9 protein-coding genes are annotated in these 15,619 nt (G+C 71.8%); 5 read left to right on the top strand and 4 right to left on the bottom strand.

The window, feature by feature from the left end; genetic code table 11:
- Positions 1–60: 60 nt before the first annotated feature.
- From AC069K_RS29675 to AC069K_RS29665, 3 genes are all read right to left on the bottom strand, one after another.
- Entirely contained in the window at positions 61–4,377 is a 4,317-nt protein-coding gene (locus AC069K_RS29675; RefSeq protein WP_478621488.1) for a polymorphic toxin type 17 domain-containing protein, read from the bottom strand.
- Positions 4,374–4,787, bottom strand: a complete 414-nt coding sequence (locus tag AC069K_RS29670) for a hypothetical protein (protein ID WP_467881534.1) — start codon at positions 4,785–4,787, stop codon at positions 4,374–4,376. The genes AC069K_RS29675 and AC069K_RS29670 overlap by 4 nt, the downstream gene beginning before the upstream one ends.
- Positions 4,788–4,939: 152 nt before the next feature.
- A complete protein-coding gene (locus tag AC069K_RS29665; protein ID WP_365100095.1) occupies positions 4,940–6,451 on the bottom strand; it encodes an FAD-binding oxidoreductase in 1,512 nt (503 codons plus the stop codon).
- 329 nt (positions 6,452–6,780) lie between these two features.
- Between AC069K_RS29665 and pdxR the strand changes: the two genes are divergently transcribed.
- The 4 genes from pdxR to AC069K_RS29645 all read left to right on the top strand — a co-directional run bounded on the left by pdxR (position 6,781) and on the right by AC069K_RS29645 (position 12,399).
- Positions 6,781–8,211: a MocR-like pyridoxine biosynthesis transcription factor PdxR gene (gene pdxR, locus AC069K_RS29660; protein ID WP_478621485.1), complete on the top strand. Its 1,431-nt coding sequence runs from the start codon at positions 6,781–6,783 to the stop codon at positions 8,209–8,211.
- 80 nt (positions 8,212–8,291) lie between these two features.
- On the top strand, positions 8,292–10,235 hold the full coding sequence (locus AC069K_RS29655; protein ID WP_478621483.1) for an alpha/beta fold hydrolase: 1,944 nt from the start codon (positions 8,292–8,294) through the stop codon (positions 10,233–10,235).
- 143 nt (positions 10,236–10,378) lie between these two features.
- A complete protein-coding gene (locus AC069K_RS29650; RefSeq protein ID WP_365100100.1) occupies positions 10,379–10,933 on the top strand; it encodes a SigE family RNA polymerase sigma factor in 555 nt (184 codons plus the stop codon).
- A gap of 212 nt (positions 10,934–11,145) precedes the next feature.
- Positions 11,146–12,399, top strand: a complete 1,254-nt coding sequence (locus AC069K_RS29645) for a hypothetical protein (protein WP_478621481.1) — start codon at positions 11,146–11,148, stop codon at positions 12,397–12,399.
- Positions 12,400–12,597: 198 nt separating this feature from the next.
- On the opposite strand, the gene AC069K_RS29640 is transcribed toward AC069K_RS29645, so the two are convergent.
- The gene (locus AC069K_RS29640; protein ID WP_478621479.1) at positions 12,598–14,295 is read right to left on the bottom strand and encodes a bifunctional 3'-5' exonuclease/DNA polymerase; all 1,698 of its coding nucleotides are present in this window, start codon (positions 14,293–14,295) and stop codon (positions 12,598–12,600) included.
- A gap of 141 nt (positions 14,296–14,436) precedes the next feature.
- Here AC069K_RS29640 and AC069K_RS29635 point away from each other — a divergent pair, with 141 nt between their 5' ends.
- On the top strand, positions 14,437–15,591 hold the full coding sequence (locus tag AC069K_RS29635; protein WP_478621477.1) for a DUF2786 domain-containing protein: 1,155 nt from the start codon (positions 14,437–14,439) through the stop codon (positions 15,589–15,591).
- Positions 15,592–15,619: the final 28 nt, after the last annotated feature.

Raw genomic sequence — 15,619 nt, 5'->3', positions numbered from 1 at the left:
CCGTTTCCTGCTGTCTGGGCGCCCGTTCCTGCTGTCCGGGCGCCTGCGCCGTCCACTGTCTCATTTGTGTGTGATCTCCCCGTCGAGGGATACGTTCAGATGGCTGCCGTCCCGGCTCAGCCAGCCGAGCTGGGCCTTGCCCTTCTTGCTCAGCTGCACGTCCCACTCGAACGGCTGGCCCGCCGTGCGCGACGGTCCCTTGATCCATTCATTACCGAAGCGGTCGATGTAGCCCTTCCGCGTTCCCCGCGGCAGGCCCGAGTTCACGTTGACGTCCTGCGACGGTACGAACCGGATGCGCCCGGAGGTCGGCAGCTGGGCTTCCTTGATGAGCCCCTTCACTCCGGTCCGCGGCTTCTGCGTCGGCACCGGCTCGTCACACGTCTTCAGCCCCAGCGGGTCGATCATCGACAGCGGCGTGTCGACGTACCCGTGGTGGTTGGGCGCCGGGTCGAGGCCGAGGGGGTCCGCCGACAGATAGCGGGCGGTCTCCGGGTCGTAGTAGCGGAAGTAGTTGTAGTGCAGGCCGGTTTCGGGGTCGGCGTACTGGCCGGGGAAGCGCAGGGGGCAGTCGGCCGAACCCTCGGCCGGCGTCGTGGCATGGCGGGCACCCCACAACACGTGGTGGTGCTGCCACGCCAGCTCGCCGTCGGCACCGACCAGTTCCGTCGGAGTGCCCGCCGTGTCGGTGATGACCGCGTGGAAGCGGACCGTGCGGTCGGCGGTGGTGTCCTCGGCCAGCGACGACAGGAGGGAGACGCCGCCGGTACGGACGAGGGGGCGGTGGCCGGTCTGGGTCAGCGGGGTGTGCGTGCCCGGGGCGTAGTCCCAGGCGGTGACCCGGCCGTCGGGGGCGGTCTGCTCGGCGAGGCGGGTGTCGTCCCAGGTGAAGCCGGTGCGCTCGGCCTCGGTACCGTCGTCGAGCAGCCGGTACTTGGCTATTCGGCGGCCCATCGGGTCGTACGCGTACTGCCAGCGCTCGCCCTCGGGGGTCACCGCTTCGGTGAGGCGGTCCTCGGCGCTCCAGCTGTAGGTCCAGCTCTGGCGCTTGCCGTTGAGGAGCTTGCGTGTGCGCCGGACCAGCCGCCCCTGGGCGTCGTGCTGGTACCTGGTGTTCCCCGACCGGCGGATCAGGGTCCCCTCGAACTCGCGCGCGTCGGCCGTCCCGTCGGGCTCGGTGGTGCTCGTCGCTCCGGTGGCGGGCGCGGCGGCCCGGGTCAGATTGCCGGAGCTGTCATACGCGTACGTCTCGGTCCAGCCGTGCGCCCGGACCTCCATGACGCGGCCGACCGGGTTGGTGAGGAACTTCCTCGTCCCCGAGGACAGATCGCGGATCTCGGTCAGGAAGCCGTCCGCACGGTAGGCGTAGGTGCGGTGCTGGAGGAGGCGGTTCGCCTGGTCGGAGCGGCCGGCGGAGGACAGGGAGGTGAGGGACTGGGAGGCCAGTCGGCCACCGGCGTCCCAGTCCTGGTGGAGGGTGACCCCGTCGCCGAAGCGGCGCGAGGTCTCGCGGCCCGCCGCGTCGTACGCGAAGGTCAGCGTGCCCGCGTCCGAGGACAGTTCGACCGGGCGGCCGGTCGGGCTGTACGACCAGCGCGAGACCAGGCCGGACGGGGTGGTCCGGCCGACGAGCCGCTCGCACGCGTCGTACTCGTACGTCGTGGTACGCCCGTTCACCGTCTCGGCTGTCACCCGGCCGAGAGCGTCGCGCGCGAGGACGAGCTCCGCGTCGGCGTTGACCGCGCGGACCAGATGGCCTGCCGCGTCATAGGCGTACGTCGTCACAGCGTCCGCGCCGGAGCGCTGTTCGGTGATGCGGCCGAGCGGGTCCCGGGTGAAGTGCAGGGCCTCGCCCGCACCGTTGGTGCGCGAGACCAGCTCGCCCGCCGCGTTGTAGCTGTAGGTGAGGGTGCGGCCGTTGAAGTCGGTCTCGGCGGTCGGGCGGCCGGTCTCGTCGTAGGTGTAGCTCCAGGTCAGGCCCTGGGCGTTGGTGACGCCCGTGAGCCTGCGCTCGGTGTCGTGGGTGAAGGTGTAGGTGGTGCCGTCCGGAGTGGTGCGGGTGGCCGGGACGTCGAAGTGACCTGCCGTGTGGTGGGTGGTGTGGCCGGCCTGGTCGGTGTGGGTGAGCGGGTTGCCCTCGGCGTCCCAGGTCCAGGACTCCGTGGTGCCGTCGGGGTGTTCGCGGCGGGCCGGTTTGCCCTCGGGGGTCCAGGTGGTGCGCGTGGTGTGGCCCAGGGGGTCGGTGACCTCGACCGGGCGGCCGAAGGCGTCGCGGCGGATGGTCGTGGTGTGGCCGAGTTCATCGGTGACCGCGACGGGGATGCCCGCCGCGTTCGGGGTGACCCTGCGCACGCCGCCGAGGGGGTCGGTGACCGAGGTCAGGTGACCCAGCTCGTTGTACACATGGCTGGTCCGCGCGCCGAGCGGGTCGGTGGTGGTGAGGAGGTTGCCGTGTTCGTCGTAGGTGTGGTGCCAGGTGGCTCCGCCCGGTTCGACGACTTCGACGGCCTGGCCCAGCCGGTTGTAGGCGGCGCGGGCCACCGAGCCGTCGGGCAGGGTGAGTTCGGTGAGGTTGCCGTGGTCGTCATAGCTGTACCGGGTGGTGCGGCCGAGGGGGTCGGTGCTGGTGAGGGGGTTGTCGCCGCGCTCGTCCCACTGGGTGCGGGTGGTGTGGCCGAGGGCGTTCGTCTCCTCGATGACCAGGCCCTCGGTGTTGTAGCGGTGGCTGGAGGTGTGTCCGAGGGAGTCGGTGTAGGTGGTGGTGCGGGCAGTGTCGTCGTAGGTGAGGGTGCCGGAGAGGATGCCGTCGACGCCCTCGGTGCGCACGACCCGGCCGCGCTCGTCGTACACGTAGGAGAACCACGTGCCGTTGCGGTCGGTCCAGCGGGTCATCCGGCCCTGGTCGTCGTAGGCGAACGTCAGGGGCTCGCCGCTGGAGTTGATGACCTCGCTGAGATTGCCCGCGTCGTCGTAGGCGTAGCGCATCACCACGGTGCCCGCGTCCGGCGGGAGCTGGCCGGTGTAGCGGTCGGGGGCCTGCTCCAGCAGGCGCAGGGCGGTGATGCGGGGGCCGTGGGAGTCGACGGCGAGGTAGTAGCCGCCGGAGTGGCGGATGCCCTCGGGGACGCCGCCGGCATTGCGCTCGATGTCGATCCGGGCGCCGCCGCGGTCCTGCCAGGCGTCGATGGGCAGGTGGAAGATGCCGGGGGTCGCGGAGTTCAGCGGGGTGCTGAAGGAGCGGACGACTCCGGTGGCCGGGTCGGTGACCGTCATGACGCCGTCCGGCTTGCCGTCCCACTCCAGTGGCCAGCGCGGGCCCTTCACCGGCAGCACCGGCTCGCCCGGGACGGGCACCGGGTAGACCAGGCGCATGCCGTCCGCGCCCGCGAAGACGACGCCCTCACTGTCGATCTGGACGCATTCGTCGAGGGTGGAGATCCAGGTGGGGCCGAAGCACACCCCGCCCCGGTAGGACGACAGATGGGTGCGCTCGAAGACGAACGGGAAGGAGGCGGGCAGGCTCAGGTCGGTCTGCGACATCAGCATCGCGCCGGTCGCCACGTCGATCGGCTCGCCCACGCACCGGGTGCGCTCGCAGTTACGGGCCGCCGGGCCCAGCTCCACCAGGTCGGGGCGGAGCGAGGGCGGGCGCAGCAGGAACGGGGTGGGGTTGGTGAACGCACCCTCCACGCCCGCCTTCAGCACCCCGCTGCCGGCCCCCAGCGCCCCGCCGAAGATCATGCCGTCCTTGGCGGCCTGGTTGATCTCGTCCAGGCTGAAGCCGCTCTGCAGACCGGTGGCGATCTTCAGCGGCTGGGCCACGGCCAGGTCCACGGTGACCGACTCGACGCCGCCGAACGCCGCCGCCACCAGCGTCCCCGCCGCGATCTCCGCGACCGTGGCGGACACCGCGACACCCAGCGTGGCACCCATCTCGATGATCACATCGGCTGCCGCGACCGCCGCCCCGGACGCCAGGCCCGCGGTGAAGAACGCCAGCGCGATACCGCCCGCGATCACCGCCGCGTCGATACCGATCTGCGTCCACAGCTTGGTGATCGCGTCGTCCACCGCGTCCGCGAACTTCTCCAGCCCCTCCGCCATCTTCCGCGAGGACTTCGACAGATCGCTGAGCCAGCCCGCGTCCTTGCCCTTGGCGTACCGCTCCCAGAACGTGGTGAAGGTCTCGATCGCCTCACCCTTGTTGTTGTGGATGAGCGAGGACGCCGTGTTGTTGACGGGCGTACGCACGTCGTCCACCGCGTCCGCGAAGGTCCGCCACGCCTGCGCCGCGTGCCGCAGCGTGCCCGAGTTCGCGTCCGGCCACCACATCCCCAGCTTGAGCAGGACCTTCTTCGCCTCGTCCTCGATGCTCACTTCGCACCGTCCTGATGCGGCCCCTGCGGCTCCTGCGGCTTCACCTTGGCGAACATCCCGGCGATCAGCTCGTCGTTGTCCACATGCCCGTCCGACATGTCGATCATCGCCTCGTGGATGCTCGTCAGTCCGAGCACCAAGATCCCGGCCCCGCGCTCGATCGCCTTCTGCTGCGGCTCGTAGGCGTCCCCGAACGCCTTGCCCTGCTCGTCATCGCCCCAGGGCTTGCCGAAACCGTCCAGCGCCTTCACCAGATTCGTCAGCGCCGTACTCAGATTCTTCGCCTGCTCGTGGAACACCGGCGCCGACAGCTTCAGATCAGCCGTCTTGATGTCCAGAACCTTGCCGTCGTCGCCCACCCGGCACCTTCCCCCGTCGATCCGCACCCGCCCCTGCGTCTGCGCGTGCAACCCCTCGACCGTAAGAGCCTCAGGTCAAGGCATCGCAAAGCGCATGTCGTGGATGGGTAACGAAAGGCCAGGCCGGAACCGTTCCGACCTGGCCTCACTCGTTCGGGTGACGTTTTGGTGCAGGTACTTGATGATCAGTCAGACGTCGGCCGTCAGTCGATGCCCTGCGCGAACGAGAACACCCCGTACGGGTCGTACTTGGACTTGATGTACGACAGCCGGTCGTAGTTCGCGCCGTAGTACGCGTTGCGCCAGTCCGTCAGCGCCGGGTCGATGAAGTTCTGGTAGGACTCGCCCCGCGAGATCGGGTCGACCGCGGTGAAGCCGTTGTCGACGAAGCGCTGGCCGGAGGCGAGCTGGTCGCCCGACAGGATGCCGAAGGCGAACGTGTAGTACGACATCAGCAGGGTGCTGTCGCGGTGCACGTACGCCGTCGAGCTGCGCGAGACCTTGTTGGCGGCGCCGCCCAGCGCCATGATCTCGAACTTGTGGAAGTGGCCCGCCGTGCGCTCGGTGTCGAAGACACCGACCAGCCGCGCCCACTCGGTCTCCGAGGGGGATCTGCTCAGCAGCCGGCCGCGGCCCAGGACGTGGCCGAACGGGGCGAGCTTGCCGTTCGCCGGGTCCCAGGTGTTGTTGTGGCACTGCTGCTGCGAGTATGAGCCGCAGCCGAAGATCTTCATCATCGCGGACTTGTAGGTGTCCGTGTAGACGTTCTGCTGGATCGGGGCCGCGCCGGTCAGCGCGATCAGCCGGGCGATCTCGGTGTCGAACTCCGCGCGCGTGCCGATCGACGTGACCAGGAGCGTCACCAGAGGGGCGTTGCCCGCCGCCGAGTCGAACAGGTCGATGTTGGAGCGGCTGCCGAACGTCGTGGGCGCGGTCTCCAGCCACTGTGTGAGGCCGTGCATCGCGCCGACCGCGTGGTCGTAGCTGAACAGCAGCTCGGCCACGTTCAGGTTCGGGACGGCGGCCGGAGTGACCGTGTACTGGGTCACGATGCCGAAGTTGCCGCCACCGCCACCGCGGATCGCCCAGTACAGGTCCGGGTTGGAGCTCGGGGACGCGGTGACCTGGCGGCCGTTGGCGAGGACGACCTTGGCCGCGGTCACCTTGTCGGCGCCGAGCCCGGAGTTGCGGGTGAGGAGGCCGACGCCGCCGCCCTGGAGGAAGCCGCCGACCGACACGGTCGGGAACATGCCGCCGGGTATGGCCAGGCCGCTCGCGCCGAGCCCGTTGACGACGTCGACCAGCTGCGTACCGCCGCCGATGGTCGCCGTGCCGGAGCCGGCGTTCACCGCGTTCAGCCGGGAGACGTCGATGACCAGGCCGGTGGTGGTGGAGTAGCCGCCACCGCTGTGGCCGCCGCTTCGGGCCGTCACCGGGATGTCGTGGTACTGGGCGAAGATCAGGCTGGTCGTCACGTCGTCGGCGTTCGCCGCGTACACGATGGCCTGCGGATTGGTGAGGCTGTACTGGCCGTACTCGACGGTCTTGGCCGCCGTGTACGAGGCGTCGGACGGCAGCACCAGCGTGCCCGTCAGATGCGTGCGCAGCCGGTCCCACTGGCCGGCGGTCGTGGCGGTGGCGGTGGTGAAGCCCGACAGCGACAGGGCCGCTGCCCCGGCGCCCGCCATCCCGATGAACGACCTGCGTGTGATCATGCCTTGCTCTCCCCTGTGATCCTCATCGATCTCCTGATCCTGCGGTCGCTCCGGGATCATCCGGGGTCCTTCGATCCCCCGCGGACCTCTCCCCCCGTGATCCCCCGCGTCCGAGGGATCGGCATCCTGCCACGGATCCCACGCCATGGGTGGGGCAGTTGGCCAGTACAGAGCGACCTCGACCCGCGCTCAAGTCCCGCTGGAGCAGGGCATGTTCATGCTCGGTGTTGTGCGTCTTGCCGTTCAAGTGTGGAGCCGGACGTGGACTACGGAGACGGACGCTCCGCCTAGGCTGAGCCGTCGGCGACCACGTACGGAACGGGTGTTTCATGGCGGACTCATGGGTCAATTCCGCGGAGCGGATCGGCGCTGACCTCCATGTGGAACTGGCCGGATCCGGCAGTCGGCGGGCGGCCCTCACGCGCGCGTTGCGCTCGGCCGTCCAGGAGGGACGCCTCACGCCGGGGACGCGGCTGCCGCCGTACCGCTCGCTCGCCGCGGATCTCGGGCTCGCGCGCAACACCGTCGCCCAGGCGTACGCCGAGCTCGTCGCCGAGGGCTGGCTGACCGCGCGCCAGGGCTCGGGGACCCGCGTCGCGCCCCGCGCCGAGCCCGTACGGTCCGATCGCGCGGCCGTGAAGACGCCGCCCCGGGCCGCCGCCCCGGCCCACAACCTGATGCAGGGGCAGCCGGACGCCAGATCTTTTCCGCGCGGCGCGTGGCTGTCCTCCGCCCGCCGCGCGCTCAACGCCGCCCCCCACGACGCCTTCGGGCCGGGCGATCCGCAGGGCCGTATCGAGCTGCGCCGGGCGCTCGCCGCCTACCTCGCGCGCGTACGGGGAGTGCGCACCACCGCCGACCGCATCGTGGTCTGCTCGGGCTTCTCCCACGCCCTGCGGCTCCTCTTCGGCGGCGGGGTCCTGCGCGGCCCGCTCGCCGTGGAGTCGTACGGGCTCGCCTTCCACCGTTCCCTGCTGGCGGGGGCGGGCGTACGGACCGTGCCGATCGGGCTCGACGAGCAGGGCGCGCGCGTGGCGGATCTGACCGGGCACCCGGAGCGCAAGGGCGTACGGGCCGCGCTGCTCACCCCCGCCCACCAGTTCCCGACCGGCGGACCGCTGCACCCCGAGCGCCGGGCCGCCGCCGTGGACTGGGCACGCGCGCGGGGCAGGGTGCTCCTGGAGGACGACTACGACGGCGAGTTCCGCTACGACCGCGAGCCCGTCGGAGCGGTGCAGGGACTCGATCCCGAGCGGGTCGTCTACCTCGGCTCGGTCAGCAAGAGCCTGTCCCCGGCGGTGCGGCTGGGCTGGATGGTGCTGCCCGAGCCGCTCGTCGCGCCGGTGCTCGCGGCGAAGGGCCTGCGGGAGGCGTGGGCGAGCGTCCCGGACCAGCTGACCCTCGCGGACCTGATCGACAGCGGTGCGTACGACCGGCATGTGCGGCGGATGCGGCAGCGCTACCGGGCCCGCCGCGACCAGCTCCTCGCCGCCCTCGACGAGCACGCCCCGCACATCACGGCCGCCGGGATCGCGGCCGGGCTGCACGCCGTCCTGCGGCTCCCGCCGGGCACCGAAAGGGCTGCCCTGAAGGCCGCCGCCCGACAGGGGATCGCCCTCGACGGGCTCGCCGGCTACCGCCACCCGGACGCCACGATGCCCGCCCAGGACGGCCTGGTGGTCGGCTACGCGACCCCGCCCGACCACGGCTATCAGGCGGCGCTGGACGCGCTGTGCCGGGCGCTGCCACCCGCACCGTGATCTTGGAACCGGGCAGTGTCGGACCCTGACTTTAGGCTGGGGGCCACGGAGATCGGCGGGGAAGCGGGGGAGCGACGCGCATGACGGACCTGACGGGATCGACGGACCGGACCGAGTCGGCGGATGGGACGGCCCTGGCGGACGTGACTGGTCTGACGGACGTGACTGGTCTGAAGGCTGTGCCGGGCCTGACGGAAGTGGCCGATCTGGTCGGGGAGTTCGACGGCGAGCGGATCAGCTGCGCGGTGGCGGAGCCGGACGGAGTGATCCCTTCCGTCACGGTCGTCCTACTGCACGGTGCCGGCACCGGCGACAAGGCGCGGCTCGCGGAGCTGGGTGAGGACTTCCGCGTCCGTGGCCACCGCGTCCTCGCCCTCGACTTCTCCGGCCACGGCGCCTCCAGCGGTGAACTCGCCGAACTGAGCCTGGAGCGCCGCTTCCGTCAGGCGCGGGCGGCGATCGACGCGTTCGTCCCGCCCGGGCAGAGCCTCGTTCTGACCGGCTTCAGCATGAGCGGCCAGACCGTCGCCGACCTGGCCGCGCACTACGGCTCCCGGGTCGCGGGAATCGGCCTGTGCGCGCCCGCCGTGTACGCGGACGCGGCCTGGTCCGAACCGTTCGGGGCCGAGCCGGGAGCGCCGGGTACGCCGCCGGACGCGCCCGTCTCACGCTTCACGGAGATCCTCCGTACGCCCGACAGCTGGCGCGGCTCACGCGCCCTGGACGTCCTCCGGGCGCTGCGCACCCGGGTGGTCCTGGCCGTGCCCGAAGTGGACGAGATCATTCCGTATGACGTCACCGAGGCCGTGACCGAGGCGCTGGCCGCCGGAAACGAGTCCCGCGTCACCCGCCTCGTGTTCGAGGGCGCGCACCATCGCCTCGGGGCCTGGTTCCGGGAGCACCCGGCCGAACGCGGACGCTTCGTTGACGCGGTCCTGGACGACCTGGGCGCGGACGGCTGGGAGCTGACTCGCCGCTGGGTGGACAAGTCCCTCCCCGAGGGCGAACGCGTACGGGAAGCGGAGGCGCTGCGGGGTGGCTGGACGTCGCAGATGCGAGTGGTGCGTACGGAGGGGACTTGGACGGGGACGGGGACGGGGGCGGAGGCGGAGGCCGACGGCCGTATACGTAAGGACTTTGCCGCCGGCGTCCGTGCGGAGGGCGGTGACGGCGTTTGGAGGGAGCTGGTCCTGCGGTCCTTCGCCAAGCCCTTCTACCGGCGGCACGCGGCAGGCCTCCTCGTGCGCGAGGCCACGGTGCTCGGGCTGCTGGCGGGGACGGACGTGCCCGCGCCCGTACTCGTGGCGGCCGACCCACGGGGGGAGCACTGCGACCACCCCTCGTTGCTGATGACCCGCTTGGAGGGCACTGTCCGGCTCGACGGGGAGGGTCTGGAGGAGCAGATTGCCTTGCTCGCACGGCAGTTGCTGCGTATTCACCGCATCCGGGTGTCGGAGGGACTGCGGCCCAGGGAGTACGAGCCGTGGACCTCCGCCGACCGTGTGCGTGTCCCCGAGAACACTGCGCGGCCCGACCTCTGGCGCCGGGCGACCGACGTCATCCGGCAGCCGCCGCCCCCGTACGAGGGCTGCTTCCTGCACCGGGACTTCCATCCGGGGAACGTGCTGTTCAGCGGCGCCGGCGAGGAGCTGCGGGTCAGTGGGGTCGTGGACTGGGTGGAGACGTCGTGGGGCCCGGCCGCGCTCGATGTGGCGCACTGCTCCACGGCGCTGGCGCTGCTGCACGGGGTTAAGGCCGCGCGGAAGTTCGTGGCGAGGTACACCGCCGAGGGCGGACGGCTGGGTGACGGCTTGCTGTACTGGCAGCTCCTGGACGCGCTCGCCTATGCGCCGGACGCGGAGAAGGTCGCGGGCCCCTGGCGGGAACTGGGGCGTACGGATCTGACGCCCGAGCTACTGGCCGGGCGACTGGAGGAGTACGTCTCGGCGCTGCTCGACGCGGAGACGGAAGAAACGGAAGAGACGGAAGAGACGGAAGGAATGGGAGAGTTCGGGGAGGTCTGAGAAGGCGGACCGAGAAGGCGGACCGAGAATTCGGAACGCCTGCGGTCCCCTCAGCTCCCACCGGCACGGAAGCCGGGTGAAACATTCCCGGGCCCCTGGCGCGTCAATGAGGTGTAGGGGAGGGCAAAGGGTCGGGGGAGAGCATGAGAAGGCCGGGGCTGCAGAAGCAGCCGAGACAAGGGCGCCAGGCGCGCCAAGCACGCACGGATGAGTTCCTTGAGTTCGCGTCCGGCCGCACGAGCCACCTTTTTCGTGCCGCGTGCCTGCTGACCAGCGGAGATACCCATCTCGCCGAGGACCTGGTGCAGGAGACGCTCGGGCGGATATATGCGCTGTGGGGCCGAATGTCCCGGATCGACAACCCCGCGGGGTACGCGCAGACGATCCTCGTGCGCACCTTCCTGACCCACCGGCGGAGGCGGTCGGCCGACGAACGGCCCCTCGGAGAACTGCCGGACCGGGCCGTGACCACGGACGGCGATCCGGCCCTGCGGCTCGCCCTGCTCGACGCGCTCGCCCAGCTGGGCCCCAAGGACCGCGCGGTGGTGGTCCTGAGGTACTGGGAGGACCGCAGCGTGGAGGAAACGGCGGAGGCGATGCGGGTCAGCTCGGCTGCGGTCCGCACCCGCTCGGTGCGCGCGCTGGCCAAGCTGCGTGAACACCTGGGCAGCAGCCTGGCGGAACTCGCCGCGCTCTGACAGCACGCACCCACAACTACGCAGGCACCAAGAAACCAAGGGACTCAGGCACCAAGAGGCCCAGGCGCCAAAGGGCCCAGGCACCAAGAGATACGCACGCATCCAGATGCGCGAACCGCCAATCGCGGACTGCCAATCGCGAATCGCGAATCGCGGAGCACGATCCACAAGCCACGAGCCACTGACCACGAAGCGAGGAGTGGGGTTCCACCATGCCTTTTGAAGACCAGCTCGGTGAGGCGATGCGCAGCACCGGCGACGGCTTCGTCCCGCAGGACAGCCGTGCGCTGCTCGACGGCGCCCTGATCAGCGGTCGCCGCAGGGTGGCCCGGCGCCGGGTCGCCACGGTGACCGGCAGTGTGGTGGCCCTGGCCGCGGTGGGCCTCGGCGGCGCCTGGGCGACCGGACTGGTCGGCGGATCCTCCGGTGACAGCGGCGGCTCCGGTGGCTCCGGTCGTGGCGCGGCGGCGTCGGTTGCGGCGCCGCCCAAGTCGACGCTCCCGGATGGGGTCTCTGTCAGCGCGGAGCAGATGGTCAAGAACCTCATCGGCCTGCTCCCGCACGGGGAGACGAGTGACGAGCAGGGCCGGGGTTCGGGTGGCGCGGCCGGCAAGAGCCCGATGCCGAGCGCCTCGGTCGTCTTCGACGACGGCAGGGGCAAGGGGTCGATCAGCATCGCGCTGAGCACTGTTGATCCGGCGGGCCAGAGCGCCGCCCAGTACGTGACCTGCCCGTCGAAGGCGATCACGGACTACGACCACTGCACGGCCGAAGTGCTTCCCGACGGTTCACGGTTCATGTTCTTCCAGGGGTACGAGTACCCGGACCACCGGGAGGAGACGAAGAATTGGCGGGCCACCCTGGTCACCCCGAAGGGCGTGCTGATAGACGCGAGCGAGTACAACGCGCCCGCTGAGAAGGGTGCGGCGACCAGCCGAGTCGACCCGCCGCTGACCGGGGGACAGATGAAGGCGGTCGTCACAGCCGAGGTGTGGAAGACGACCATGGCGGGAGCGAAGGTGCCGCGACGGGAACCGGTGCCGCCGGGCGAGCCGAGCGGGGCCGCGATGCAGCGCGAACTGATCGCCTCCCTGCCGAAGACCCTCAAGGTCGTCGACCAGGGCAACCAGGGTGGGTACGCGTTCGCGGTCGTGGACGACGGCAAGGGCAGAAGCCTGGTCGGCATCAACGTCCAGCCCGGCATGGGGGACGTGCCGCTTCAGGGATCGGTGTCGACGCTCCCCGACGGCACTCGCGTCGGCGAGGAGCAGCGCCCGGGTGAGAAGGGGGGCGCGGGCGTGGTGTGGTGGACGGTCGACACGATCCGCAAGAACGACCTGCGCGTGGTGATCAGCGCGTTCAACACGGGCAACCAGCACGACATGGCGACGCGCGCCACGCCCGCGCTGACGATGTCCCAACTGAAGGCGATAGCCCTGGACCCGAAGTGGGACACGCTGCGCTGAGACGGGCTGCGTCAGGCTTGGTGCCGGGCACCGGGCACGGGCATCAGGTCCCAGGCGCCGGGCACCAAGCGCCGGGAACCGGGCGCTGGGAACCGGGCACCTGTCCCCAGTCACCGGGCCCCAGTCACCGGGCCCCAGTCACCGGGCCCCAGTCACCGGGCCCCAGGCCCCGGGATCAGGCACCAGGCATCACGCGCCTCACTTCGCCTCCGAGTACCGCTCCACAACCGCCGTCGTGAAGGGGAACCTCACCGGGGTCTCCCCGAAGGCGATCCGGCCGGCCAGCGCGCCGGCTGTGCGGATCGCCTCGACCACCTGGGGGGCCTCGGCCTCCGGGCAGTGCACGATGACCTCGTCGTGCTGGAAGAAGACCAGCTCGGCCCGCATCCCGGCGGTGGTGAGCTGCTGGCGCAGTGAGGCGAGGAGCAGCAGGGCCCAGTCGGCGGCGCTGCCCTGGACGACGAAGTTGCGGGTGAAGCGGCCCCGGGCGCGGGCGTTGGTGGACGCGTAGCCGGGGGTGAACTCCCCGTCGGGGGAGGGGAGGTCGCCGCCGCCTTCCTGGGGCAGTCCTGCCTCGCCGTCGTCGCCGGCTCCGGCGGCGGGCGGGCTGGTGCGGCCGAGCCAGGTCCGTACGAGACGTCCCTCCTCGCCCGCCTTCGCCGCGTCGTCCACATAGGCCACGGCCCGGGGGAAGCGGCGGCGCAGGGCGGCGAGGTTCTTGAGGCCGTCGCCGGACGTCTGACCGTAGATCGCGCCGAGCAGTGCCAGCTTGGCGTGGTTGCGGTCGCCGGAGAAGGCGCGGTCGGACAGGGCGGTATAGAGGTCGCCGTCGTGCCCGGCCACCTCCATCAGCCCGGGGTCGCGGGAGATCGCGGCGAGCACGCGGGGTTCCATCTGGTCGGCGTCGGCGACGACCAGGCGCCACCCCTCGTCGGCCACGACCGCCTGACGGATGACCTTCGGGATCTGGAGGGCACCCCCGCCGTTCGTGGTCCAGCGGCCACTGACGGTGCCGCCCGGGGTGTACTCGGGGCGGAAGCGGCCGTCGCGCACCCAGTCGTGCAGCCAGCTCCAGCCGTGGGCGGTCCAGATCCGGTACAGCTTCTTGTACGCGATCAGGGGGGCCACGGCCGGATGGTCGATCTCCTCCAGGGCCCAGCGGCGCGTGGAGGTGAGCCGGATGCCGGCCTCGGCGAACGCCTTGATGACGTCGGCGGGCAGGTCGGGCCGGACCCGGCGGCCGAAGGCGGCCGACACCTCGTCCGCGAGCTCGGCGAGGCGGCGGGGCTCGCCGCCGCCCGCGTACCGCTCGCCGAGCAGGTCGTGGAGCAGGGCGCGGTGGACGTCGGCGCGCCAGGGCACGCCCGCCCGGTGCATCTCGGCGGCCACCAGCGTCCCGGCCGACTCGGAGGCGGTGAGCAGCCGCATCCGGCCGGGGTGCTCGGCCTTCTCGTGCCGCCGCTGCTGGTCCGCGTACACCTCGACCAGGGCTTCGAGGGGAAGGGAGGTGCCGCTTGGGGGCTCGAACAGGGAGGACTGGCGGCTCGGCTCGGCGGCACGGGCGGGTGGGTCCGCGGGGACGGGCAGGTGGTGCAGCCGGGCCCAGGCGGCGGCCGCGGAGCGGGGTTCGCCGAGGCGGCCCTCGTGGCCGAGGAGGAGCAGTTCGGCGGCCTCGATGTCGTAGCACCGGTCTACGCGGACGCCGGCGGCGAGCAGGCGCGGGTAGATGTCGGGGGTCGAGCGCCAGATCCAGCGGCCCACGCCCGGGCGGGACCGGACGGCCTCGGCCAGGTCGGGCTCGTGCGCCACGGGGCCCTCGGGCAGACCGTCGTGCCCGAGGGCGACGAGCCGTGCGCCGCCGTCCTCGGTGGGGTCCAGCGCCCACTTGTCGTTCACGAGTGCGAGTGTGGCACCGGCCACTGACATCGGCGTTCGGGGCGCGGCGGCACGGCGGCGGGCCGGGGACCGGTTCGTGGATGTGTTCGGCAGCTGCGACGATCTGTGCGGTCGGGCACGCGCGCGTAAGGAGGCACTTCGATGGCGGTGGGGCACACGGTGGAGCGGGCGCTGGCCGCCGCGTTGTACGCGGAGGGCGACGCGGATCTGGACACGGGCGCGTCCCTGCTCGCCGCCGACCCGGCCGCCGACGCCGAGCTCGCGCTGCGCGGGCGGGAGCTGGTGGGGCGGGCGTGGGAGCGGGGGTGGCAGCCCGCGGATGTCGTACGGATGGTCCGGCGCGAGCTGGCGGAGCCGCACGTACGGGTGGCGGTGGAGCTGATCTCCGTACAGCTGAAGCGGTACGAGCGGCTGCCGGCGCGGTGGGGCGCGCAGATGGAGGCCCTGGAGGCGCTGGCGGAGGACGGCCGTGGGGGCGGGGAACGGCAGCCGGACCGCTTCACGCGCGCGACGACGGTGCTTGAGCTGTACCGGCTGCTGCTGCGGCTGCCCGCGATCGAGCCGGTGGGGCCGGTGCCGGGGGCGTCCGTGTACGTGCCGCCGGCGCACGGGGAGCCGAAGACGCTGACGCGGATCCGGGGGCTGCTGGCCAAGGCGGAGGCGACGGAGTTCCCGGAGGAGGCGGAGGCGCTGAGCGCCAAGGCGCAGGAGCTGATGGCGCTGCACAGCATCGACGAGGCGGTCCTGTCGGAGGGCCGCCGGGGGGACGCGCCGGGGGCATGCCGGATCGGGGTGGACGCGCCGTACGAGACGGCCAAGGCGATCCTGCTCGACGCGGTGGCCTCGGCCAACCACTGCCAGGCGGTGTGGAACGGGGAGTTCGGCTTCTCCACGGTCGTGGGGTTCGAGGCCGATCTGGAGGCGGTGGAGCTGCTCTACACCTCGCTGCTGGTGCAGGGGACGGTGGCGATGACGCGGGCGGAGGCGGCGCAGCGGGCGGGCGGACGCAAGCGGACGAAGACATTCCGCCAGTCGTTCCTGCTGGCGTACGCGAACCGCCTGGGTGACCTGCTGTCGGCGACGGCCCGCCAGGTGGAGTCCACGGCCTCCGCCGACCTGCTGCCGGTGCTGGCGACGCGGGCAGTGGCGGTCGCGGGGCGGGCGGAGGAGATGTTCCCCCGGACGGTACGGACGCGGGTGCGGGGGGTCACGGACGAGGCGGGGTGGCGGGACGGCAGGGCGGCGGCGGACCGGGCCCGACGAGGAGCGGACCGCCCGGGACTGCCCCGGTCCTGAGCGCCCTTTCGAGACGGCCGGCCCCTGC

It is taken from the genome of Streptomyces sp. NPDC043908, assembly GCF_056435525.1.
Note: the sequence above shows the minus strand (reverse complement) of the source record. Positions and strands in the feature narration are given on the sequence as shown.

What these genes read in the sequence shown, in the direction of transcription:
- AC069K_RS29665 (WP_365100095.1), bottom strand. Translation starts at nt 6,451, where the DNA reads ATGATCACACGCAGGTCGTTCATCGGGATGGCGGGCGCCGGGGCAGCG.
- pdxR (WP_478621485.1), top strand. Translation starts at nt 6,781, where the DNA reads ATGGCGGACTCATGGGTCAATTCCGCGGAGCGGATCGGCGCTGACCTC.
- AC069K_RS29655 (WP_478621483.1), top strand. Translation starts at nt 8,292, where the DNA reads ATGACGGACCTGACGGGATCGACGGACCGGACCGAGTCGGCGGATGGG.
- AC069K_RS29650 (WP_365100100.1), top strand. Translation starts at nt 10,379, where the DNA reads ATGAGAAGGCCGGGGCTGCAGAAGCAGCCGAGACAAGGGCGCCAGGCG.
- AC069K_RS29645 (WP_478621481.1), top strand. Translation starts at nt 11,146, where the DNA reads ATGCCTTTTGAAGACCAGCTCGGTGAGGCGATGCGCAGCACCGGCGAC.
- AC069K_RS29635 (WP_478621477.1), top strand. Translation starts at nt 14,437, where the DNA reads ATGGCGGTGGGGCACACGGTGGAGCGGGCGCTGGCCGCCGCGTTGTAC.